Annotated in this window: 25 protein-coding genes and 1 other RNA gene; 6 read left to right on the top strand and 20 right to left on the bottom strand. The window is 60.4% G+C overall.

Going from position 1 to position 23,280, the window contains the following annotated elements; all coding sequences use genetic code 11:
• The first annotated feature begins 7 nt into the window (after window positions 1-7).
• The 4 genes from BLU88_RS07415 (at window position 8) to BLU88_RS07400 (ending at window position 5,123) form a co-directional block, all read left to right on the top strand.
• Window positions 8-1,567 carry a sodium:solute symporter gene (locus BLU88_RS07415; protein ID WP_092011932.1) on the top strand — a complete coding sequence of 520 codons (1,560 nt, stop codon included), beginning with the start codon at window positions 8-10 and terminating at the stop codon, window positions 1,565-1,567.
• A 93-nt stretch (window positions 1,568-1,660) separates the two neighbouring features.
• Complete coding sequence (locus BLU88_RS07410; protein ID WP_092011929.1) at window positions 1,661-2,230, top strand: helix-turn-helix domain-containing protein; 570 nt, start codon at window positions 1,661-1,663, stop codon at window positions 2,228-2,230.
• Between the two features lie 8 nt (window positions 2,231-2,238).
• A complete protein-coding gene (locus BLU88_RS07405; protein ID WP_231939718.1) occupies window positions 2,239-3,105 on the top strand; it encodes an IS3 family transposase in 867 nt (288 codons plus the stop codon).
• A gap of 341 nt (window positions 3,106-3,446) precedes the next feature.
• A complete protein-coding gene (locus BLU88_RS07400) occupies window positions 3,447-5,123 on the top strand; it encodes a thiamine pyrophosphate-binding protein (RefSeq protein ID WP_092011923.1) in 1,677 nt (558 codons plus the stop codon).
• Here BLU88_RS07400 and BLU88_RS07395 read toward each other — a convergent pair.
• From BLU88_RS07395 to BLU88_RS07380, 4 genes are all read right to left on the bottom strand, one after another.
• Window positions 5,104-6,150, bottom strand: coding sequence for a DUF418 domain-containing protein (locus BLU88_RS07395; protein ID WP_167356879.1), 1,047 nt, complete (start codon window positions 6,148-6,150; stop codon window positions 5,104-5,106). The genes BLU88_RS07400 and BLU88_RS07395 overlap by 20 nt on opposite strands.
• 203 nt (window positions 6,151-6,353) lie before the next feature.
• Entirely contained in the window at window positions 6,354-6,992 is a 639-nt protein-coding gene (locus BLU88_RS07390) for a response regulator (protein WP_092011920.1), read from the bottom strand.
• A complete protein-coding gene (locus BLU88_RS07385) occupies window positions 6,989-8,197 on the bottom strand; it encodes a sensor histidine kinase (RefSeq protein WP_092011917.1) in 1,209 nt (402 codons plus the stop codon). The genes BLU88_RS07390 and BLU88_RS07385 overlap by 4 nt, the downstream gene beginning before the upstream one ends.
• A gap of 31 nt (window positions 8,198-8,228) precedes the next feature.
• Window positions 8,229-8,798: a hypothetical protein gene (locus tag BLU88_RS07380; RefSeq protein ID WP_092011914.1), complete on the bottom strand. Its 570-nt coding sequence runs from the start codon at window positions 8,796-8,798 to the stop codon at window positions 8,229-8,231.
• Between the two features lie 787 nt (window positions 8,799-9,585).
• Here BLU88_RS07380 and BLU88_RS07370 point away from each other — a divergent pair.
• The gene (locus BLU88_RS07370; protein WP_092011908.1) at window positions 9,586-9,813 is read left to right on the top strand and encodes a hypothetical protein; all 228 of its coding nucleotides are present in this window, start codon (window positions 9,586-9,588) and stop codon (window positions 9,811-9,813) included.
• 2 nt (window positions 9,814-9,815) lie between these two features.
• Window positions 9,816-10,070: a hypothetical protein gene (locus BLU88_RS07365; protein ID WP_092011905.1), complete on the top strand. Its 255-nt coding sequence runs from the start codon at window positions 9,816-9,818 to the stop codon at window positions 10,068-10,070.
• Window positions 10,071-10,472: 402 nt separating this feature from the next.
• On the opposite strand, the gene BLU88_RS07355 is transcribed toward BLU88_RS07365, so the two are convergent.
• The 16 genes from BLU88_RS07355 to ftsE all read right to left on the bottom strand — a co-directional run bounded on the left by BLU88_RS07355 (window position 10,473) and on the right by ftsE (window position 23,243).
• Window positions 10,473-10,787 carry a type II toxin-antitoxin system PemK/MazF family toxin gene (locus tag BLU88_RS07355; RefSeq protein WP_231939717.1) on the bottom strand — a complete coding sequence of 105 codons (315 nt, stop codon included), beginning with the start codon at window positions 10,785-10,787 and terminating at the stop codon, window positions 10,473-10,475.
• Window positions 10,788-10,792: 5 nt separating this feature from the next.
• Complete coding sequence (locus BLU88_RS07350) at window positions 10,793-11,113, bottom strand: hypothetical protein (protein WP_092011896.1); 321 nt, start codon at window positions 11,111-11,113, stop codon at window positions 10,793-10,795.
• A gap of 593 nt (window positions 11,114-11,706) precedes the next feature.
• Window positions 11,707-12,090, bottom strand: coding sequence for a hypothetical protein (locus tag BLU88_RS07345; protein WP_092011893.1), 384 nt, complete (start codon window positions 12,088-12,090; stop codon window positions 11,707-11,709).
• A 269-nt stretch (window positions 12,091-12,359) separates the two neighbouring features.
• On the bottom strand, window positions 12,360-12,629 hold the full coding sequence (locus BLU88_RS07340; protein WP_092011890.1) for a hypothetical protein: 270 nt from the start codon (window positions 12,627-12,629) through the stop codon (window positions 12,360-12,362).
• A gap of 181 nt (window positions 12,630-12,810) precedes the next feature.
• Complete coding sequence (locus BLU88_RS07335) at window positions 12,811-13,671, bottom strand: hypothetical protein (protein WP_092011887.1); 861 nt, start codon at window positions 13,669-13,671, stop codon at window positions 12,811-12,813.
• A 2-nt stretch (window positions 13,672-13,673) separates the two neighbouring features.
• Entirely contained in the window at window positions 13,674-13,805 is a 132-nt protein-coding gene (locus tag BLU88_RS18930) for a hypothetical protein (protein ID WP_269457676.1), read from the bottom strand.
• Between the two features lie 680 nt (window positions 13,806-14,485).
• On the bottom strand, window positions 14,486-14,695 hold the full coding sequence (locus BLU88_RS19135; protein WP_407922852.1) for a WhiB family transcriptional regulator: 210 nt from the start codon (window positions 14,693-14,695) through the stop codon (window positions 14,486-14,488).
• 579 nt (window positions 14,696-15,274) lie between these two features.
• Entirely contained in the window at window positions 15,275-16,498 is a 1,224-nt protein-coding gene (locus tag BLU88_RS07325) for an AAA family ATPase (protein WP_157689022.1), read from the bottom strand.
• 62 nt (window positions 16,499-16,560) lie between these two features.
• Entirely contained in the window at window positions 16,561-16,686 is a 126-nt protein-coding gene (locus tag BLU88_RS18925) for a hypothetical protein (RefSeq protein ID WP_269457675.1), read from the bottom strand.
• 348 nt (window positions 16,687-17,034) lie between these two features.
• On the bottom strand, window positions 17,035-17,244 hold the full coding sequence (locus tag BLU88_RS07315) for a helix-turn-helix domain-containing protein (RefSeq protein WP_092011875.1): 210 nt from the start codon (window positions 17,242-17,244) through the stop codon (window positions 17,035-17,037).
• 582 nt (window positions 17,245-17,826) lie between these two features.
• The gene (locus BLU88_RS07310; protein WP_092011872.1) at window positions 17,827-19,050 is read right to left on the bottom strand and encodes a tyrosine-type recombinase/integrase; all 1,224 of its coding nucleotides are present in this window, start codon (window positions 19,048-19,050) and stop codon (window positions 17,827-17,829) included.
• A 130-nt stretch (window positions 19,051-19,180) separates the two neighbouring features.
• Window positions 19,181-19,558: a transfer-messenger RNA gene (gene ssrA / locus BLU88_RS07305) on the bottom strand.
• A 222-nt stretch (window positions 19,559-19,780) separates the two neighbouring features.
• Window positions 19,781-20,251 (bottom strand): SsrA-binding protein SmpB, encoded by a 471-nt coding sequence (smpB, locus tag BLU88_RS07300; protein WP_092011869.1) that lies wholly within the window; start codon window positions 20,249-20,251, stop codon window positions 19,781-19,783.
• Window positions 20,252-20,414: 163 nt separating this feature from the next.
• A complete protein-coding gene (locus BLU88_RS07295; RefSeq protein WP_092011866.1) occupies window positions 20,415-21,641 on the bottom strand; it encodes a M23 family metallopeptidase in 1,227 nt (408 codons plus the stop codon).
• Window position 21,642: 1 nt separating this feature from the next.
• The gene (ftsX, locus tag BLU88_RS07290) at window positions 21,643-22,557 is read right to left on the bottom strand and encodes a permease-like cell division protein FtsX (protein WP_092011863.1); all 915 of its coding nucleotides are present in this window, start codon (window positions 22,555-22,557) and stop codon (window positions 21,643-21,645) included.
• On the bottom strand, window positions 22,554-23,243 hold the full coding sequence (gene ftsE, locus BLU88_RS07285; protein WP_025780920.1) for a cell division ATP-binding protein FtsE: 690 nt from the start codon (window positions 23,241-23,243) through the stop codon (window positions 22,554-22,556). The genes ftsX and ftsE overlap by 4 nt, the downstream gene beginning before the upstream one ends.
• Window positions 23,244-23,280: the final 37 nt, after the last annotated feature.

Raw genomic sequence — 23,280 nt, 5'->3', positions numbered from 1 at the left:
GGTCGCTGTGGACTCTTTGGTAGTCATCATCTATCTCGCCGCCATGGTGGGATTCGGAGTCTGGGGCCGCTTCAAGGCCCATAACCAGGAGGACTTCCTGGTCGCTGGGCGCCGCCTCGGAGGGCTGCTGTACACCGGCACGATGTCGGCCGTCGTCCTCGGCGGCGCGTCGACGATCGGCGGTGTGGGCCTGGGCTACACCGCCGGCCTGTCGGGAATGTGGCTCGTGTTCTCGATCGGCTTGGGCATCATCGCCCTCTCGCTGTTCTTCGCCCCGAAGATTCAGAAGCTCGAGATCTACACGGTTTCGCAGATGCTCGAACTCCGCTACGGCAAGGGCTCCCGCTTCGTCTCGGGAGCGATCATGACCGCCTACGGTCTGATGATCTCGACGACGTCAACGGTCGCCTATGCCACGGTCTTCCACGCCCTGTTCGACCTCAGTAAGGTGTGGTCGGTGCTCATCGGCGGCGGCATCGTCATCCTCTATTCGATGCTCGGCGGCATGTGGTCGATCACGCTGACGGACTTCGTGCAGTTCTTCATCCAGACGATCGGCATCTTCCTCATCATGCTGCCGCTCGTGCTCTCGAAGTCCGGAGGCATCGGTCAGCTGTTCTCCTCGCTGCCTGAGACGCACACCTCACCGGTGGGCATCGGCTGGCAGGCGATCCTCGGCTACATCCTCATCTACACCCTCGGGCTGCTCATCGGCCAGGACATCTGGCAGCGTGTGTTCACCGCGCGCAGCCCGGCTGTGGCCCGCTGGGGCGGTTTCTCCGCCGGCGTCTACTGCCTGCTCTACGCGGTCGCCGGTGCGCTCATCGGCATGGCCGCGACGAAGATCGTGCCCGGCATCGAGGTCCAGGACGATGTGTTCGTCGCCGTCGTCGATGCCTCCATGTCTCCGGTTCTCGCCGGAGTCGTGCTCGCTGCGGCTCTGGCCGCGATGATGTCGACGGCGTCGGGGTCGCTGATGGCCGCCTCGACTGTGTGCCGCCAGGACATCGTCGAGCCGATCCTCGCCCGCAAGGACACCGTGTCTGATGCGGGCGGCGGCACGGAAAGCGGAGCAGCCGGCGGTGGCGCGGTCGGCGCGGCGACGGGTGGATCGGCCGCCTCGGCGAGTGCGTCCGGCGTTGCGGGCTCCGGTTCCGGTGCGCGGTCGACGCTCGTACGGTCGCTGGTGCGCGAGACCGGTGACGAAGTGCGCGACTCGCGCATCTATCTCATCGTTCTCGGTGTCGTGACGCTCGTGCTCGCGATGATCATGCCCAGCGTCGTCGAGGCCCTCACGGTGGCCTACAACCTGCTGGTGGCCGGCCTGTTCATCCCGATCCTCGGCGGTCTCGTGTTCAAACGCGGCACGATCGTCGGTGTGATGGCCGGCATGATCCTCGGTGCCGTGACCACCATCGTCGTCATGATCGTCTCAGGCATCTATGCCGAGTCGGCCATCTACCTGGGACTCATCGCCTCGCTGGTCGGTTACCTCGTCGGGTCCCTCGTGTCGAAACCGACCTCGCCCGAGGTCATGGCCGCATGGAAGGACCGCCTCAACCGCTAATTGCTACCTGACGGCGGCCCAGCAACCTCGCGCTGGAGTGGTCCCCGAAAGTTGGACTGTGATCAACACAAACCAACTTGAAGGGACTACTCCATGCGCAAGGACTGTCTGATCACCAACGTCCAAGCCCGTGCCGCGATCGAACTGTTCGACCACGGCTACGGATACGCTGCGACAGCCACGAAGCTCGACGTCCACAAACCCACACTCAAACTCCTCCACGACCGGTGGTTAGTGCGTGGAACAATATCGTTCATGGAACCCCACCAGCCCCGGCGCATACCAGCAGAGCAGAAGATCGCGACCGCGAAGCGATACCTCGACGGTGAACACAAAGTCGAACTCGCCAAGGAACTCGGCCTGGCATCATCGCGACCGATCCTCGACTGGGTCAAGGAATACCGAGACAAGGGCGAGGACGCTTTCACCCCACGCAAAGCATCGGGGAAGGGCAAAACAGCTCGCATGCGCGCGATCGATCACGGGCAGGACCCGGATGCCGACCCGGCACCGTCGAAGCCGGATGTGATGGCGAAGAAGACTCGGGTCGAGGACATCAGCCTGGCCGAGTACCGGCAGCTACAAGACCGGCTGCTGCGGGCGGAAGCGGAGAACGCGTACTTAAAAAAACTGAAGGCCTTGAGGCAGAACGGGCAGCTGTAAAAGCACGCATTGTTGCCAGTCTCAAGGCGGACTACCCACTGTCACTGCTGCTGAGCATTGCGGGGTTGGCGCGGTCGACGTTTTTCTATCACCAGAAACGCTTCGGTCAGAGACCTGACCCGTATGTGCAGGTGAGGGCCCGGATCCGGGAGATCTTCACCGACAGCAACGAACGCTACGGGCACCGCAAGATTATGACTGTCTTGGTCAAAGAGGGCCTGTCGATTGCGAAGAAGACCGTGCTGCGGTTGATGCAGGACATGGGGATCAAGACCAAGGTGCGCCGGAAGCGGTACAACTCCCACCGCGGCACGGTCGGCCGTGTGGCTGGCAATGTCCTCAACCGGGACTTCACTGCTGAGGAACCGAATGAGAAATGGGTCTCTGACGTCACGGAATTCGCTGTGGCGGATCAGAAACTGTATCTGTCACCGGTCATTGATCTCTTCGATACCAGTGTGGTGTCGTACTCGATGTCGACGTCACCGAACACGGCGTTGACGAACGAGTCACTGATCAGGGCATGCCAGGGGCTTCGGCCGGGTCAGGCACCGTTGGTGCACACGGACCAGGGGTTTCAGTACCAGCACGTGTCGTGGGCGGCGATCTTGGCCGAGTATGGTGCCACACCGTCGATGTCGCGGAAGGGAAATTGTTGGGATAACGCGGTCGCGGAGAACTTCTTCGGGCAATTGAAGTCTGAAATGTTCTATCTGCAGAAGTTCGACACTGTCGAGGACCTCAAGACCGCGATCGATGAGTACATTCACTGGTATAACTTTGAGAGGATCTCGACACGACTTGGCGGTCTTGCTCCGATGGAGTATCGGACCAAGACCGCCAATGCCACAGAGGCCGTAACCGCTCTATGCTGACCCCACAGCAGTCCAACTATTGGGGACCACTCCAGCGCGAGGTTGCTGGGCCGCCGTCAGGTAGTTTTGGTGAGGTGATCTGCGCACAGGCCCCACTCGACTTGGTGGCTCAGGCCACAGTCACCTATATTCGAAGAGTCAGGCTGAGCCGCTCTCAGCACCGCCGTTCACCGGCGAAGAGGGCGAGCGCACATCAGCCGGTGCTCGAAAAAGGGGCACGAAGCCGCCGGGCCGGCAGTCGATTGGACCGCAGGGTCCGATCGGGTCGCAGAAGGCCGAGTCAGCGTGTGAGACATATATGGGATCTCTCTTTTCCATATCTCATTCGTGAAAGGCCAGCCATGGCTCATACCTCCGCGCACGTCGCGCACACACTTGCCGCCCACATCGACGAGGTCTTCGGCCTCATGGGCAACGGCAACGCCTACTTCCTCGACGCCCTGCTGCGTGAGACCTCGGCAACGTACACCGCCGTCCGGCATGAAGCCGGCGCCGTCGTCGCCGCCGATGCTCACTTCCGCACCTCCGGGCGGATCGCCGCAGCCACCACAACCTATGGTGCCGGGTTCACGAATACGCTCACCGCACTCGCCGAGGCGGCTCAGGCCAGGGTTCCCCTCGTCCTCGTCGTCGGAGATGAACCCACCTCAGGTCCGCGACCGTGGGATGTCGATCAGATCGCGATGGCATCGGCGGTGGGAGTGCGCACCTACACCGTCGGTCGTGTCGATGCCGCCGCTGCGACGGTGACGGCCATCGAGCATGCGCTGACCTACCGGGTACCCGTCGTCCTGGCTATCCCCTACGATGTCGCCACCCTGGAGATCGGTGAGATTCCGGCCGTTCCCGGTCCCAGCCGCCCGGCGCCGATGGCTCCGACCGGCGAGTTCGCCCATGCTGCTCTCGATCGCCTCGCGGCCGATCTTGCCGCAGCCGAACGTCCTCTGCTGCTCGCCGGCCGCGGTGCCTGGCTGGCCGGAGCCGAAACCGAACTCGGTGAACTCGTCGAGATCACGGGTGCGCTGACGGTGACGACCGCATTGGGACGCAACATCTTCCCGGCCGCCGAACACGACCTTGGAGTCGCCGGCGGATTCGGTGCCCCGGCTGCGATGGAACGGGTCCGCGAAGCAGATGTGGCCGTGGTCTTCGGTGCCTCCCTCAACCAGTTCACCATGCGCTTCGGCGAGCTCTTCCATCCCTCGACGACGGTGTGGCAGATCGACACCGACGACCGTGCCACGAATGCTCGCATCAGCGGCTTCGTCCGAGCCGATGCGAAACTTGCTGCCGCTGAACTCAACGCCCGGCTCACGGCGGGCGACATCGCCGGTGCAGGGCATCCGGACGGGCCGACCACTCGCTGGCACGATTCCGTCGGCACCGCTGCCGATCGTGCCTACGTCGTCGGGTCGGAGCTCGCCGAGGATGGCCGACTCGATCCGCGTGCGGCGGCGAGCCGCCTCGGGGAAATTCTGCCCGAGGATCGGGTCGTCGTCTCCGACGGCGGACATTTCATCGCCTGGGCGAACATGTTCTGGGAGCCCAGCGCACCGGACCGTCTGGCGATGGTCGGCACCGCCTTCCAATCGATCGGGCTCGGCTGGCACAGCGTCGCCGGAGCAGCCCGCGCGAACCCGGGCTCAGCCATCGTGCTGACCACGGGAGACGGCGGCGGAGCGATGGCGCTGTCCGACCTCGACACCGCGATCAGGGTGGCCGGCGGTCGCGGCATCGCCGTGGTCTTCAACGACGCGGCCTACGGTGCCGAGGTCAACCTGTACGGGCTCAAGGGTCTGGAGAAGTCGCCGATGCTCATCGACGAGATCGACTTCGCGGCGCTGGCGACGGCCGCCGGCGGGCACGGAGTCGCCGTGCGGTCCCTGTCCGATCTGGCCGTCGTCGACGAGTGGAAGGCCCGCCCGGTCGACGATCGGCCCTTCCTGCTCCTCGATCTGCGGATCTCCGGCGAGGTCATCGCGCCGTACCAGGAAGAGGTCATTCGCGTGAACTCGTGAGTGCATTCGGCTGGTCTCGACGCTGGTCCCGTCGTGCCGACCGACCCCAGGTGACCAGTCGCCACAGCTTCTCCAGCGGACCCTGCCCGAAGCGGCGAAGCCACATGGTCGAGACGATGAGCTGGACGACGATGGTTCCAAGACAGATGAGGAGACCGGCGAGGTACCCGCCGTATTCATCGAACCGCGCGAGGTCGGGCGCGACCAGCCGCACGACCACGAGAATGACGGTCGCGCCGAGGTAGTTGCTCAGCGCCATCCGACCCAGCGGTGCGAACACGGACTTCAGGACCGCCTCGGCGGGGGTGCGCAGGAGCAGCAGAAGGACGACGATATAGGTCAGCGCCATGGTCAGACCCAGCCCGGCATTGATCCACCCGTTGATCTGGCGAGTCAAGTAGTCCGTGCCGGCGAAACCGGCGATCGTGATCGCCAGAGCGATGGCACCTGCGATCGCCACGCGCCCCGGATGCCTGAGCACCGCGCGGATGAATCCGCTGCCGCCGATGGCGAAGCCGAGCAGGAACAGGCCGGGAATGAGGGTCAGCCCTCCCCCGGCAGCCACTCCGGCGACGAGCAGAATGACTCCGAGGACCGCTGTGATGCCGTTTCTCCACCGATCGGCGATCCATGTGACCGGGAGCAGGACGACGATCCCGGCAAGAGCATACGGCAACAGGGCCTCGCCGGGTTGGAGGAGCTGATGCAGGCCACCGAGGACTCCGAGGAAAGCGAATCTGCGCAGCAGCGCCAATCGCGGTCGGGGGCTGCGGTCGCGGGCGGTCAGCCACATGAGCCCGAATCCGATTCCGAAGAGGAACGAGAAGATCGGGAAGAACCGGTTCTGCACGAAGTCTTCGTAGAAGCGGTAGAAGCCGAGGGCCCCACCTTCGACGCCGAGGTCGAAGATGGGTGGCAGGTTGACCAGCAGAATCCCGCACAGGGCGAAACCGCGGATGACGTCGAGTGCGGCGATGCGGGTCCGGTCCTTGGGAGGCGATGAGGTGTGAGTCTGTGTTTCTGTCATGACTTCAATCCTTCCTCGGACCAGAACGGCACACATCGGCCGTGCGACCGAGAACTGACCAACCAGGTCGGCCATTCGGCCGACCCTGACCGGTCGAGTGAGTTGAACGCGCACCTGAGGAGGGCGAGCGCGGGGTGGGCGCACCTGAGGTGGGAGAGGGCGGAGCGGGAGACGAGTGCGAAGCTGGAGACGAGTGCGCAGGCTCAGTCGCGGGAGTGCATGACCCCCGATTCCCACATTCGGGCGGCGATCTCGACTCTGTTGCGGGCATCGAGTCGCGTCTGAATGCTGCCCAGGTGAGTCTTGACTGTGCCGAGTGAGATGAAGAGTTCGGCACAGATCTCCTGGTTCGTGCGCCCCACGGCCACGAGCTTCGCGATCTCGGTCTCCCGGTCGCTGAGGCGGTCGACATGCGCGGTCTCGGGCCGAGGTGCGGCGGTGCGTCTTCTGAGCAGGTCGAGAGTCAGCGTTGGTGAGATGAGCGCATCCCCGTTCGCTGCCGCCCTGACACCGGCGAGCAGAAGGTCGGCTCCGGCGTCCTTGAGCAAGAATCCGCTGGCTCCCCCGGCGAGAGCCGCATCGACATAGTCGTCATCGTCGAACGTCGTGACCATGATGACCTGCGAATACGGAGTCAACCTCGGCAGCGCGGCCAAACCGTCGAGGCGCGGCATCCGGATATCGAGAAGGACCACATCGGGCTGTTCGCGTCTGACCAGATCGATCGCGTCGACGCCGTCGGCGGCTTGTCCGATGACACTGATATCGGGCTCGGCGTCGAGGATGAGCGAGAATCCCATTCGCACCATCTCCTGGTCGTCGACGACGGCGACTCTGATCATCGGTTCTCCCCTGTTCGATAGCTGACCTGCGGGTTGAGCGGCAGTCGCGCGACCACGCTCCACCCTCCCCCGTGTTCGGGTCCCGCCGAGACCCTCCCGCCGAGGTGGCCCGCCCTCACCCGCAGACTGTTCAGTCCCGTACCGCTTCCGGCGCCGATTCCGCCTGACCCGGGACCGTTGGCCACGGTCATGATCAGGGTGGTGGGACCGTCGGAGCCGACGCAGTTCTCGGTGCCGTCCGGAGCGGTCAGGTCGGTGGGTTCGGACGTGACGGTGACCGTCACCGGGGCATCGGCGCCGGCGTGGCGGCGCACGTTGGTCAGGGATTCGACGAGCACACGGTCGAGGACGGGCCAGACCGGGGCGGCCACCTCGGCGGGGGTGTCGATCGTGATCGTCGCGGACTCACCGAACGCCGCGATCCGGTCGTGCAGGGCTTGCGGGCCGGTGGCGACCGGGGTGCGGGAAGCCGCCGCCGAGCTGGGGTCGGAGGTCGCACTGGCGGCTCTCACCGGCGCAACATCGGCGCGGGTGTCGCTGCGGGCGTCGGAGACGAGGCGACGGATCTCCTCGAGCGCGCGGGTCCCCGATTCCTCGATCTTGGTCAGGGCTGTCGTCCTCAGATCCGGGTTGTCGCTGCGCCCGGCGGCTTGGGCGAGGACGACGATCCCGGTCACCTCGTGAGCGATGAGGTCGTGGAGTTCAGTGGCGATTCGACGTCGTTCTGCCTCGGCGGCGGTGGCCTGCCTCTCGATCAAGGTGCGATCGTTCGACCGCAGCATCAGTCCGATCGCAATCGCGGCGATGACGAGACCCAACACCATGAGTGCGAAGGTCGCACCGTCGGCCATGACCAGGGGGCAGACGACGTTCGCGACCGCGAGGACGACGATGGACAGGATGCTCAGCCGGCCCGAGGCGGCTCTGGCGAGCATCGCCAACGCAGCCAAGCTCAACCACACGGTTGTCAGGCTCAACGTGGCGGCGACGGCGGCCAGAGCGAGGCCGACGAGCAGACCGAGGACGGCCCACTCCGGTCGTGCGGACCGGACTGGGCGCAGTTGGGCCCGAATGAGGATGGGCAGGCCGAGGGCAACGGCGATGATATTGCCGAGGATCAACAGCCACCCGCTGCCGATGAGCAGTTCGAGTGCGAAGGTCAGCGGGATCGGGACCAGCCACAGCCAGGTGAGGAGTCGTCTCATTTGCTCACAGTCTAGTCAGCCCTGTTGTGGTTCAGCGGCAGTTCGGGTCCGCGTATTCGATCTCGACGATGACTCCGTCGTCGCCGGCGCTGACGGCGCGCACCTCGGCGGTTCGGGGCAGAGTGAAACGGGCGTGCTGCCGTCCGTTCGCGAGCACGTCGAGGCGGGTGCCGTCGTCGCTGGGATCGGTGCGGGCGGAGAAGGTCACTTCTTCGCCGTCGATCTCGGCCACCTCGGTGTAGGAATCGTCGGCATTCTTCACCGGTCGGACCGTGCCGGATGGGTAGTCGAAAGTGATGAACCGAGTGAGCCTGTCGGCGTGGCCATCGACGAGGTGGTGGACGAGAACCTGGTCCTTGTTCGTTCCTTTCGCGGGTTCGAGGTCGACGTAGGTGAGGTCGGCGGTGTGCTGTGCGGCGTAGACCAGGTAGGGGCGGCCGTGGACGTCCACCCTGTCGGGGGTGATTGCGCAGCTGTCCAGGTATTCGGCGACATCGGCCTCGAGTGAGGCTTTCGCACGCTGTTCGGCGACAATGAGTCCGCCGACGAGGGCGATGAGGATGATGACGATGGTGCCGAGGGCGATAAGTGCCTTCTTCATAGGTGATGGGCGTCCTTGTCGGATCGAAGTGGGCAGTCACCGTGCGCGGTCGCTGGTTCGCGGCCGGCGGGTGGCTGCTGTCTGACGTCTTCGATCTTTCCGGTTTCGCGTCGGCCGGACCTCGGCCGAATGGCTGATCGTGCTCGGCCGAGTGGCCGGAAGAGTGATGACCCCGTGAGCGTGACTCGGGGTGAGCTTCTCTCAGGCAGGCGTTGCCAGCCGTCGCTGCGGAAGGTCAGCCGTCCGCGGACTGGGCAGCACGGTTGGCAGTCGTCCAGACTCTGATTAAGAGGCCGAGGATGATCAGCCTCCCCGAGACCGCGGCAACATTGGATCGGAACTGTCCGGCCGCCTCGGCGAGGGTGTTCGCCGGTATATCGACGGTGCTGATCCGAGAGTTTTCGGACAGCGAAAAGCCCCGGATCCTTGCGGACTCCGGGGCTGTGACACGTGGAGATGGCGGGAATATCCATTGTTCGCCGCTCACCTGGGAGAACGTTTCATCACTGATTTTCGGGACTAGCAGGAGACTAGTTGGTCTCGTGCGGGTGGTTCTTCATCAGCGTTGCACCCAAACCAAGTCTGAGGCTCAAAGGAACACAATCCACCTAGGGGCCGGGTGGAGGTCTCCCAATGGCTACGGGCGGCTCAGGACATGACTCACAGCTTCCCAACACAGGGAGGTTGCGAGTCATCCCCGAAGTAGAGATATCGGGTGTTCTGCGGTTGCTCGGGTTTTGGGAGGAGGGTTCACACTTCAGCCTTTAGTCCGATTGGAAAAATGACAATGACCACCACACTCGAATCAAAAGCCGACGAACTGCTCATGTACAGCCGTGAAGTCGAACGCCTTTATTCACAGCTCACCTATCTTGCTGGGGGTATTGCCTCGGCAGCGGCGGATGGTGACACTGACAGCAGCGTGTTCGAATCCCTGGTGTACATGTACAAGGCCACACGGGACCAGCACGCCACAGCAAAACAGGCATACAACAACGCACTCAATGGAGAGTAATCATGGATGAATCAGTGAGAGAGCAAGTAGCGAAGTTCATGGGCAACATTCGCGCCTGCATGAAAGATCACGGGGTGACCGTTCCCGAACTGGCCACCCTGTGCGGGGTGCCTCAGCACGATCTGCGCCTACAGCTCATGAGCGGGCACCTCGACCTCAATGTCTGCGCCGCGCTCCTGCATCGCACAGGGCAGGACCAGCGTGCCTTCGGTGTGGATGCGGACTTTGTGCCGACCGGCGAACTGCATGTGGTGTGAATGCGCGAGATAGATGGTCATAGCCTAGACCTCACTGCCCCTGGTAGTGAGGTCTTCGCTACGCTCGTCTACCAGCCGCGCTCACACAAGTTCCATGCCGCCCGGAAAGCCTTACAGACTCTAGGCGCGTCATACAGGCCCGAACTCCGTGCATGGCGGCTCACGGTCAACGATGACACGATCAAACCCCTACAACGCCTCTACGCACGTTCGAGCATGGCTCTCTACGCGGTCGAGGACGGGGACGAACTCACAGCGGAGACATTCGAGTGATACGAATAGGTGGGTTCTCGGACCCCAGCTATCACATTTGCGACACCTGAGTGTCTGTGCCAAATGACACAGACCCGTGAATCACGAAAAACCGGGGCACTCCACAAAGGGCACCCCGGCATAAATCGATCAGTATCCAAGCGCGGCAAGCAAATGTGATTCAAGCGGCTTCATCACAGCCGAACTCACTGCACCCACCGCACTCTGCTCCACCAGATCGTCCTCCCAAATCTCCGTGAGAGTGTCACACATGATCCAGCCATGAATACATTCATTTGGTGGCACTTCAAACGCGGTAGGCAGCTGAGCATTCTTATTGGTAGTGGTCACGCGCACGGCCAGTACAGAATCGAACCCACGGTTCCTGGCATTATGCGACACGACCACCCACAATTTCGGCCCGGCTTCGCTGACAGTGGCCCTCCAAACCTCACCGCGCAGCATCTTCGTCACAGCAGGTCCGAACCACCACGATTGCGGCCCTTAAGGCGGGCGCGTCTCTGCTGGGACTCTTCCCGCTCTTCCTGTCCGATCCGGCGATAGACCTCTTCTAGCGCACGTTCCTTCACAGCCCTCATCCCTTCTTCAAAAATCGCATGGACCAGAGCAGCCTCTGATGACTCCGGGGTGAGGTTCCCCGGCAGTTCTGCCAGGTGTTCTGGGCTGTTTTCTACAGCCTTCAAATCCGTCATGTCCCGCTCAGTGAGCGACACCGAAAGACGCTTCGCTTGCCTACGGCTCGGGTTCATCCTGACCTTCGTATCATTCATGCCTCAAGTATTGCATCACTGGATGCATCATTCAATGCATCACGCCATGATCGTCGATTGCAAGGCCCGCAACTGGGCTTCACGTTTTCGATCACATGACTACCGCCACGGGACACAGGAACAGGGAAGTGATCAAGCTCGGACCACTCGCCTCCGCAGTGGAAACAAACATCCCCATATTGGGTGATCAGGTCATCGCGGGTAAACGCCTCCATGACCGGCACGAACCCGAACGCCACGGCCCTCTGACGATAGGTTCGCTCCCAAAAGACGCTAGGGTCCAGGCCTCGATAGTAGGCAGCGGCGCGAGCGGAAATGTGCTCACGGTTCTTAGCGAGATATTCGGCCCTATGCTCGACCTCCCACGCTCTATTCCTTGCATTGACGCACTGCTTACAGTCGGGCCGCTTGCCGCTACTGGCGCGGCTGTTCTTGTGAAATTCGTCGAGCGGCTTAGTCTCACCGCACTTAGTGCATGTCTTCACTACCCCTCCATTTGGGTACAGAAATGCCCCAGGACCAGCCATAAAAGACCAGCCCTGGGGCCACCTACATATTCAGTTAGTTAGTGCCCCTACGGGGCACACAGAGGCTCACAGGAACTGCTGCTGAGGCTTCTGCCAGCGGACCAGAGACTTAAGACCATCCTGCACGCCCTGTAGTTCAGTCTTCACCCGATCAAGCTCCCGGCCAGCATCCTCAGTCCACTCCTGAGAGTAAGAATTCGCGGCCTCAATGAACGACTTAACCGCCTCGAACTCACGTGTTTCGATAACAGCTTTCGTGCTCGAAACGTTCACACGCGCGTCATCATTTACGCGGTTCTCAACTTCAGAACGAACGCGCCTTTGCTCAAACGAATTGAGCTTACGTCCGAACACAATCGTCACGCGAGCGTTCCCGCCACCCTCGAATTCACGTAGAGACTCCTCGGTCAAATCGACAGTTGCGCCGACAATCCTAAAAGGCTTCATCATCTATTCCTCAATATTCAATACTCGACACCGCCCAAACACGGTAAAGCAATAGTAGTCCACTACACTGACATAACCCACCCGGCATACGGCGCGCGCGTGTAGTTAATGATTTCCAGAGGCACCCCAGGAACGGCGCGGATCAGATATGCCACAACACCCGAAACGCGTCAGCATCACGAGCGATCGGTTGCCCATCCTCATTGAACCCAACCACGAGTTCAGCGAACTCATCCGCTGACAGGTGAGCGAACGATTTCTGGAATTGCTCCTTATCCATCCGCAACCTCGCCCATGATCGTCCGGAACATTGCAGCCTTATCCTCACCCGGCGACAACTCACCACGAATCGGGACAAGTTTAGCAGCCTCAGCCGCGAGAGCTTCCAAAGCACGAATATCATCACGTAGTTCCTTGATCCGGCCCGGAAGCTTCTCCACAACGTGCGCCGGAGTCATATCATCGTCAAAAAGTTGAGTGAGCCGGTCAAGCATGGCTCTTGCCAATTCCAGGTCATCGGCCTGGTGTTCTCTAGCACTCATAGTGCCTCCAATAATGTTCTCAGGGTTCTTTAAGGTCCTTGGTTTGCCGTAGAGAGATCGCTATGCCGGGTGGGGCGACTGTGACCCCACCCCGGGACCGGGCGGTGCCCTATCAGGTGCGTCGGGGCTGAGAGAGTGAAACAAAACTCTCTCAGCCCGACACGGTTTCGCTTACGTGTTGTCAGTACCCGAACGATGCACGCTTGTTGTCGATCACATCTTTCACATATGCGTTCCGTATCACTGAACCATTTCTGTTGGCTTCACCTCGTGTGCCGAAACGGAATGTGACACCTTCGTAGTCGCCTCGTGCAATGCCGATGATTGTGTCATCAATGTTGCTTTGTGCATCACGTCCAAGCTGTCGAACTGTCAGTGTTCCCTTGATATCGTTGGGGTTCGCGGTTGGGTCTGCCTCTGTTGGTGTTCGGTACACTTGTTCCTTCACAATCTCGGGCAGCTCAATGATTGGGAGTATCTGTGTGAGGTGTGATGGTGCGCCTGTGTTGGCTCCTGCGTGTGTGTGGATTGATGCATATGTTCCGAGGCGTGCGAGGATACCCCGGGCTGTGGTGAGGTGGACCCCTGCGTCTAGGGCGACGGCTGCCTCAGCGTCGAGGGGGGTAGTTGCGTCGAGGTGGGTGGCTGCTTCGATGAGTGCCCGGGTGTCCTTCTCGAACGCTTCCCGGGTGTCCTCTACCCCCTGGTCTACGAGGTTGCCGATGGTGGTGTTGCCTGCTGTGCGTTCGGCTCTGAGGAATGCGTCTTTGAGTGCTTCGGCTGCTTGTGCTGCCTGTAGTTCTTTGATCGCATCTGCCACGAGTTTCTTAGGGTTGTCGGTTTCGTAGGCGGCGTATGCGAGTCGTAGGGCCACATCGTCGGCTGAAGGTGCTGCGAGGATGAGGTCTCTCGTGTCTTTGTATGTGGTGGGTTGTTTGAGTCCCAGCATCGAGTACAGGGTGTCGAGGTTGCGTTGCTGGCTGCGGGGGTCGTGGGGTGCACGGTAGGTGTACAGGTTGTTGTGGCTGGTGTTGATGCTCATGGTCAGTTGTCCTCTGCTTCGGTTTCGGTGGTGAAGAATTGGTCGGTTATGTTGTCGGTTTTAATGTTGTCTTCGAACCATTCTGCGAATAGTTCGGCTGCGGCTTTATGGTCATTTTGGTTATCGTCGGTCACGGTTTGCCTCCACGGTGTCGGCAATGAGAGTTGCAACCCTGATTGCTTCAGGATTCGTCATGGTTAGTGGGTATTTGTCCCAGTACAGCACTACTCCGGTTGTGCCGTCTGCGAGGTTCGCTGGCTGTGCTATGGCCTGTTTTGCTAGCACACGATTTCGGTCATGGAAATGATCAGCTTCGGTGAACATTCAGTCTTCTTTCTTCGTGATGGATTTGCTGATAATGTCTTTCAGTGCGACGCACTCGGATAGTCGCCGTGACGCGTAATCGGCGACTGAGTAGAGAGCGTCTTCGAGTTCTTCGCGTGTCATATCGTGTGGGGGTTTGTTTACCCTGACTCCCCACGAGATTTCATGCTGCCGGTCACTCATTTGTTTTCCTCTCGGTTGCTGCGATGAATAGTGCATCGACTTTGTTTTCGAGTCTGATTAGTTGGCTGTTCTGTTCGCGCAAAAGTCCGCGCATTTCTGTGAGGGCGACTAGTTGGAGTCGGACTAGGTTTGCTACGGGGTCATCGGTCATTTGTGTTTTCCTGTTCTGTTAGATCTGCTAATGCGTTGATTAGGTTTGGCACTTCGGAGAGATTCACCCGCATCCATGCGAGTTGTCCTCGGGTTATGGCTATGTATGGTTTGCCGTCTTGTCCTCGGTTTAGGCGCACATGGAGTTTGGGCGTGCTCATGGTTTGCCTTTCGAGAAGTCGTGGCCTCCCCAGATTCCGAATGACTCATTATTGGTCTGGGCGAAGTCCCTGCAAGCGGCCTTGGCTGGGCAGTCCCCACAAAGGCGGATTGCGGTTTGTTTGTCTGCTGCGCGGCTGCTAAGCCATTCGTTACGGCCTGCGCATGGTGTGGTTTCTCCTGCTGCGAAGTAGTTCTGTAGGTGCATCCATGTCTTCATTGAGGCGGCGGGGAGGCCCATGAACGCTAAAGACAGGCCTTCGTCTTCACCGGGATTGTGGAGTAGGCGTGATCCTTTGATGTAGTCGCTCAAGTTCTTCCCATTCTTCTCGTGTGGTTCGGTAAGCGTGTTTGAGTGCGTGCAGGAGGGTTAGGAGGTTTTGACGGCGTTGTTCTTAGGTCATGGCCTCTCCGTTTCGCAGTTAGGGTGTGTGGTGCTGTTCTTGACGGGGATTAGTGGCCATTTGCAGATAGCGCATAGGTAGCCGGTGATCGGCCATTTATGACCGTCCATATCGGTGACTCTCTTAGTCTCGTTAACTTTCACCATGTCATTAACACATGACGAATCTAACGAAACTAACGAGACTGGGTTAGGCATCGTGCAGCACCTCCGTCATTTCGCCAATAAGACGTTCGGCTTCATCGGCAGCTAAGACAATCACGGACCGTCCATGACGAATTACAAGGCCGTTAGAGTCATCCGCCATTACAGCCGGTTGCACAGTGGTTCTATCGGCCATGCGCCGGTTGTATCCGTACTGATCTAGTTGTTCCGTAAAGATGCTCATTTGTGGGTCTCGCATTTCTCGCAAAGTTCGGAGCCTTCGAAGTGGTATGCATCTCCGCAGTTGCCACACCAGGCGTTTAGTGAGAGCTCAGTTTCGTTAGTCTCGTTAGTTTCGTTACTAGTTAACGAGATGGAAGAGTTAACGAAACTAGGGTCAGCATGAAACTTCCAACCACCACCAGCGCGATCCTCAAGGGAAGAATCACCGGCAATCTTCTTGCCATTCCTGATAGCGGTGTCACCGAACCCCATTGCCTTTAGGTGCCGGTCAAGATCAGCCACAGGCATAACGTTGATGCCGCGCGACTCCATGAGCCGCTTAATCTCTTCGGCAACTTCCTCAGCCTTTGACGGCTTCTTGTTTGCCTGCCTCTGCTGCTCTTCCCATGAAGCAATCTCTGCGTGGATGGTCTGCCCAACATCGGACGGGTACAGGAGTTGCGCTGTAGTGCCCTGGTCCTCTTCCGTTCTTGGCCGTACTTGCACGACGTTCTTGGTGTACTTCACGGCGTTAGAGATTCCCGTGTTGTTGGCCTTGTCCGGCCCCACATAGATGTTGTCGAAGTCCTCTTCCGGGCGATCTGCGAACAGCGTCATTCGGGCTTTCTGCCGGAGTACAGCAGTCGCGCCCATGCGGTCACGGGTGGATGCGCCCTGAATGCGATTCGTGTGGGTCAACAGCATCACGGCGGTCCCGAAGTTCGTTGCGAATCGCTTCCACGGTGCGAGAGCTGCGCGTGCCTGCTGCCCGTCTTTGACCTGTATGCCACCGTCCACGGTGTCGAGCCAAGCGTCTACCACGAGCAATGCGGGTGCCTGCTCGAGTTCGCGCACACCATCGGCGAGGTTCTGCATGGGCACGCCGCCCTGATTTCGTGCGAACGTGGGTGCGCCCGTGCCGTCCTCTTCGGGACCGAACCACAGAATGTTCTCTAGATCTGCCCCGGCGAGCTTCAAGCGTTCTTCTACTTCTCCGCGCCCGTCCTCGGAGACGATCACGACAACTGTTGCCGGTGCACGCTTCGGGATGCGCATTTCCGGGAGGGGTCGGCCTGTTGTGACTGCTGCTGCGACTCTCACCCATAGGAGTGATTTACCGATGCCCTCGGGGCCGACGAGGACGGTGATTTCCGCCTTTGGAATCCAGCCGATGCCCAACCATTGGGGATGCTTGGCCGGGGGAAGCTCGCTTGTGCGCCGGAGTTTCAGAGTTTCTTCCAATTGGAGTCCTTTGTGAATAGCCCTAAATGGGTCTGAAAATTGAATTGGCCGAGAGTGGCCGGTTACCGCTGCGGGCGGTTCTTCGCTTCGTCGAACCGTTGGTAATGGGTGCGGCGTGCTTCTACCGCGTTGAGGCCGGTAATGACTTCCTTGATGAAGTCACGGCGGCGGGCCTGGTCATCGTCCACCACCGGCCCCGTTCATCCCGAGGTCATGGAGAATCGCGTTCGTGACGATTCGACGTGCAGCCACCTTTGACTTGCCGCACGTTCCGCACTCGTCCCGCTTGCAGTCACGTCGGTGCAGTGCGATCCGCACAGTCGGGTCCGAGGTTGTGTGACCAGAACGTCGCGTGCGCGGGTCGATACCGGACTGCAAGCCGGGGGCAGGGACAGACCACTGCTCAGTGGCGGTCTGCTGCTCATAGTCTCTGAGTGCCTGTTTCAGCATCTTCTGCCGACGGCCACGGGAGACACCTCGTAGAGCGACTTCTGCGTCCACTTGACCCTTGATGCGCTCGAACGTCTCGTGGTCGATCACAGGCCACCCCCGTAGGCGGGGATGCGGGTGTACAGGGCCGCGAAGTCGGCTTCGTGGATGCGCACCTGCCTGCCAAGCTTGTAGGCGGGGAGGGTGCCGTCTGCGATCCAGCGGCGGACGGTGTTCTCGTGTACTTCGCCGCGTTTGGCGCAATCCGAGATTGAAAGTGCGGGGATGGTGGTGGTACTGTTGTGACGTGTAGACATTGATTCACCTCTCTGTCTGCTATTGCGCTACGGGTGCAAGAAGGAGACCGCAGCGCGACAAATACATAACGACAGGACCGTCTACCTCGACTCGCCAAAGTATGGGTAGGCGGTTCTGCTTGTTCCCGGCTTGATCTGGTCACCCCGGCATGAGCAACCATAGTGATTGGTGGTGGAGTTTCACCAACCTCACTCGGAGGCGGTCACTAGCAGTTGTTCACGGGTATAATTTTACGGGCATTTCAAGTGATATACCAGCGTAGTTACTCGTCGTGGTTTGCATTTATCCGGCTTATCCACAGGTTAGGGATAAATCATCCACCCATTTGTTGTTGCATTAATTCCGGTGCCGTAAGGTCTTTTCCGGCGCGTCGTGCAATTCCGGCTTTTCGAGGCCGCCCCTGCAATGCGTGTTATCCACAGGGAAACACCATATGTAACAATATGATTACAGTGGCTCAAGTCTCAGCATTTGGACGTCGTTTGTAATTACGCCACACTTATATATGCTAATTATTGTGTGGTAGCGGTCGAAAATCGGGATACTTCGTTCCCTTAACCACCCACCAGCAGACAGAAATGTCAACCGCCAATTTGCCCTGACAGCTTCCCAGCCAACATAGCCAGACGATCACGGGTAGCGTGCTGATACTTCGCCACGACCTCGGAAGACGAATGACCAGCGTAACGCTTCAATTCCTCCAACGTCGCCCCGGCCTGCCCGATGTGAGTTAGTGCGGTATGCCTTAACCCGTGGAAAGTGAAATTGTCCAACGCGTCTTTGGGGTTCTCGGCGTTCCACTCGTCACGGGCACGGTTAAACGCATTCCGCAAAGAATTGGGGTGAGTCCACTCCCCTCCCAGTCGAGGGAACAGTAGTGAGTCTTTGACGTTCGGGATGGTCTGCAAGTGCGATTCGATTTCATCGTTCAACGCAGCCGGGACAGGTACCGTGCGATAACCGGCCTCAGACTTGGGTGCAGTCTCATATAGGCCTTTCCCACGGGCTTGCACCTGCTTGGAGATGCGTAACCAGTAGAACCCGTCCCCGCGAGTGAGGTCGGCACGCTGTAAAGCTAGCAACTCCCCCAGCCTTACCGCAGCCCACGCAGAGAGAAGAATCGCCAGCCTGTATTTGCCGCTGTGCGAGGCTAGGAACTCGATCTGCTCCACGGTTGCCACCGGCTCACTCTCACGGCGTTCTGGGCGGTGTTTCGTGGCTCCTGAGACTTGTACTGGTGAGGTCTCGATGTATGGGGTGAATGCGGAGCTGAGGCCATTTGCCTTACCGGCTGCGTAGTTGAACAGTGACGAAATGGTGAGGTACACGGAGCGGGACACGCCCTGCCCCTTGGCTTTGAGTAGTCCTGCATGCCAGTCCTCAACCTGTGTAACGGTTATATCCGTTATCGGCTGCTGCCCGAACCTCGGTGCGATATGGGTGCGGTACCGGGACTGATATGTGTATATGGTGCCCTGAGCTTTGCCGGTCGATTTGAGGAACTTCCAGAACTGTTCCGCAACGTGATCGACAGTGACCATGGCGCGGTCACGTTTCTGCTGTTCCTCTTTGGCCTTGGCTTTGCGGACGCTCATGGGGACGAACACGCCACGCGCGATTTCAGACTGTGCGATTGAGCGTGCGGCCTTCGCGTCGGTGATGGTCTGGAATTGGCCGATGGACTGTTGTTTGCCCTGGAAGTAGACGCGGGCGCGGTATTCGCCGCCTGGTGTGAGGTTGATTCCGGGTGGGAGCTTCTTCGCTTTGGTCCGGGAATCTCCACTAGAACTAGATTTGTTCGCCATGAGACTAGTATAGGACTAGTCCTGTGCTAATCTATGGGTAGTCCTGGTCATTCGTGATCGGAACGGAAAACCCTCACGATCCGCTTAAACAAGCGGAAGGCCCCGGATTCACTGGGAACCCGAGGCCTTAGCGTGGAGATGGCGGGAATCGAACCCGCGTCCGTCGGCAGATTGTCAGGACTTCTCCGGGCGCAGTTCGTGAAGTAGTGTCTTAGGTTCTGGCTATCGCACGAACACGTAAGCCAACGAACGGAGTTGAGTGAAAGTCCCTCAGGCACCCCCAACATGTACCTGAAGCAGTGGCCTCTTAAGCGACGCCAGGAACTAGAGCAGAGGCAACTCTAGGCTGACGGATTCGCAGCTCGCGCTCTATCAGGCAGCGAGGGCGAAATCGGTGCGGTTGTTAGACTTAGCACCTATTGTTTTGCAGAGGACATTAACGAGATGACTCTGCATTCTCGGCCCGCTTCTCCCGACGCAGTGTCCAACGTCGAAACCGATCATCCCCATATTCTGTTACCAAACCTGATCAGCTGTTTCATCCGCCGAGGCGGCTGCTGGCGCCGATCAGATACTCCAGCATACTCGTAGAACACACACCGAGCCAATTGCATTCCCTGGACTCCGCGAACCTGCGACCGCACATACGCGGATGCGGTCGGGCCGCCTCGGCGAGGGAGGTGAGGGACGGTGGCGGCGACGGGGTCAGAGCCCCGTCGCCGGCCGGCCCTTACATGAACTGCTTGGACTTCATGGCGCGTTCGGCTTCGCGTTTGTCCTGCGCTTCGCGCAGGGCCTGACGCTTATCCCATTCGCGCTTGCCCTTGGCCAGGGCGATCTCGACCTTCACGCGTGAGCCGTCGAAGTACAGCTCCAGCGGGACCAGGGTCCGGCCGGATTCCTTGACTTTCTGCGAGATCTTGAGGATCTCCTCGCGGTGAAGGAGCAACTTCCGACGGCGACGGGCCGAGTGATTCGTCCACGTTCCCTGCAGGTATTCGGGAATGTAGACGTTCTCCAGCCAGGCCTCATTCTGGAAGATGAGGGCGAAGCCGTCGGTGAGGGAGGCTCGACCTTCGCGCAGGGATTTCACCTCGGTGCCGGTGAGTACGAGTCCGGCCTCCCACGTGTCTTCGATGTGATAGTCGTGGCGTGCCTTGCGATTCCTCGCAATGACTTTCTTGCCTGTGTCCTTCGGCATGACCGGCCTCCTCTCTGCTCCCGATCACCTGTGCGCGCGTTTGCGGGCACAGCTGTCAATTCTATCTCATCGGCGCACTTCCGCACGCCGGCCCCCTCCCCGAACTACCTGACGGGGGCCCAGCAACCTTGCGCAAGGTTGCTGGGCCCCCGTCAGGTAGCAATTAGAAGATGAAGGGTTTGGGGTCGACGTAGCCGCCGTTCTCCATGATCTCGAAATGCAGGTGGCAGCCGGTCGAAGCGCCCGTCGTGCCGGAGTACGAGATGATGTCGCCCTTCTTGACCCGCTGTCCGTCGTGGACCTTGAGCTTCGTGTTGTGGTTGTAGGTCGACGCGATCGATTTGCCCTTGATCTTGCCGTGGGAGATGACGACGCGGTTGCCGTAGCCGCCGGTCCAACCGGAAGTGACGACGATGCCGTCGCCGGCCGCACGGATCGGGGTTCCGCAGGGGACGCCGAAGTCCATTCCGGAATGCAGCTTCCTGGCGCCGGTGATCGGGTGGATCCGGTAGCCGAAGGGAGACGTCGTCGGGTATCCCTTGGCCGGATTGGCAAGGACGCCGTCACCGAAGACGAACTTGCCCTTCTTCTCCTGCTCCTTCTCCCACTCCCGGACCTTCTTTGCCAATCGATCCTGCTCGGCCTTCTCGTCGGCCAGCTGCTTCTCGGTCTTGTCCTTGTTGTCGGAGATCGTCTTCTCCGCATCGTCCTTCGCGGAGATGAGGTCGTTGAGGCTGTCGGCCTTCTTCTTCGCGTCGACCTGCGCGGCCTCCTTGGCCACCACCGCCTCGGCGGCCTCGTCTTTGAGATCGGAGATCTTATCGGTCACGCCCGATAGCCGCTCTTCGTTGTTCTTATTCAACGCCCGCTGTTCGGAGAGTTTGTCGATCGTGCGCTGCTGAGACCGCACAGCGGAGTCCACGCGGCCGATGCCGCCGTCGGCACTCGTGCCCTCGGCCATCTGCAGAAGCATCGCCAGATCGGAGGTGATGCCCGAGTTCTGGTAGGCCTGTCGCCCGATGCGCGCGGCCGAGGTCTTGTGCTTGTCGATCTCCTCCGTGCCGGACTTGATCGTGTCCTTGAGATCTTTCTGGGCGTTCTCCGCCGAGGTCAGGCGCGCAGCCATGTCCTCGTCCTTCTCGATCGCCTTCGCCAGCGCATCATCGGCGGCCTGCGATGCGGCTTCGGCATCCGGCAGCTTCTCCTGAGCGGCGTCGCGTTCGGCGATGACGCGGGCGAGATCCTCGTCGAGGCCTTCGAACTCCTGCTGGAGTTCCTTCACCCGTTCGTCGACCGCGCTTTTGTCGTCGCGCGGATCGGCCACCACGGAGGTGGCCGGCATGAGGACCGCCAGTGCGGCCGCCGTGAGAACGAGTCCGAGGCGCTTCATCTCAGACCTTCGTGTACTTGTTCAATGTGATCAGCGAGGATGCTCCGGCCATGAGCACACCGATGATGATGAGCACAGGGGTGATGAGGAGGACGTCCCATCCGGAGATGAGGCTGAATCCGGTGGCCTGCGACTGCAGCCAGCCGCTGATGCCGAAGTGGACGAGCACCCCCAGGACCCCGGCGGACAGGGTCGCACCGATGGCGGAGGCGATGACGCCCTCGAGCAGGAACGGCATCTGAATGAAGGTGTTCGATGCGCCGACCAGTCTCATGATGCCGGTCTCCCGGCGTCTCGAGAACGCGGAGAGTCTGATGGTGGTGGCGATGAGCAGCATCGCGCACAGCAGCATGATGCCGGCGATCGCGATCGCCGCGATGGTCGCGATGTTGAGCACCCCGAACAGGCGGTCGAGCAGCTGATTCTGGTCGACGACCTCTTCCACTCCGGGAGTCGACGAGAACGTCTCCTTGATGATGTCGTACTTCTCGGCGTCCTTGAGTTTGACCCGGAAGGACTCGTTCATCTCATCCTTGGGCACGGTGCCCTCGAGGCTGGTGCCCTTGAACTGCTCCTGGAAGTGCTCGTAGGCCTCGGTCTTGTCTTCGAAGTAGACCTTGTCGACGTAGGGAGCGAGCTCGGAGCTTTCGAGGTCGGCCCGGATCTGATCCTTCTGGTCGCCAGTGACCTCGCCGTCGACGCAGTTCGTCGCCTCAGAATCCGGCGGGCACAGGAACACGGAGACCTGCACGCGGTCGTACCAGAAGTCCTTCATCTGTCCGACCTGCATCTGCAGCAGGATCGCGGCACCGACGAAGAGCAGGGACACGAAGGTCACGAGCACGACGGAGATGACCATGGAGAAGTTCCGGCGGAGACCCGACCAGACTTCGGAGAGGATGAAACCGGCCCTCATGAGGCGACTCCGTAGGTGCCTTCTTCGACGTCGCGGACGATTTCGCCTTCGCGCAGTTCGATGACTCTCCGACGCATCCGGTTGACGATCTCTCCGTCGTGGGTGGCCATGAGCACCGTGGTGCCGTTGCGGTTGATCTTCTCGAGAACGTTCATGATGTCAGCGCTCGTCGCCGGGTCGAGGTTGCCCGTCGGCTCGTCGGCGAGCAGGATTCCGGGTTTGTTGACCACGGCGCGGGCGATGGCCACACGCTGCTGCTCACCACCGGAGAGCTCACTGGGGTACCGCTTCTCCTTGCCGGCCAAACCCACGGTCTCGAGGACGTCGGGGACGAGAGTCGACATGGCCGCGCGGGACTTTCCGATCACCTGGAGGGCGAATGCCACATTGGCGAACACCGTCTTGTTCGGCAGCAGACGGAAGTCCTGGAACACGGTTCCGATCCCCCGCCGCAGGTAGGGCACCTTCCAGCTGGGCATCTTCACCACGGATTTCCCGGCGATGTGGATGCGTCCGGCGCTGGGGACCTCTTCACGCAGAATGAGTCGGATGACCGTGGACTTTCCCGAACCGGAGGCTCCCACGAGGAACACGAATTCCCCGCGGTCAGCCTCGAACGAGATGTCGTCGAGTGCTTTGCGGGAACGTGTGTCGTAGGACTTCGAAACGGAGTCGAATCTGATCAAGTCGGTCTTCAATCATGTTGCGGGTGGCTCGGCCGAT

The organism is Brevibacterium siliguriense (assembly GCF_900105315.1).
Classification (GTDB): domain Bacteria; phylum Actinomycetota; class Actinomycetes; order Actinomycetales; family Brevibacteriaceae; genus Brevibacterium; species Brevibacterium siliguriense.
The sequence above is the reverse complement of the archived record's forward strand: the minus strand, read 5'-3'. Positions and strand labels throughout refer to the sequence as shown.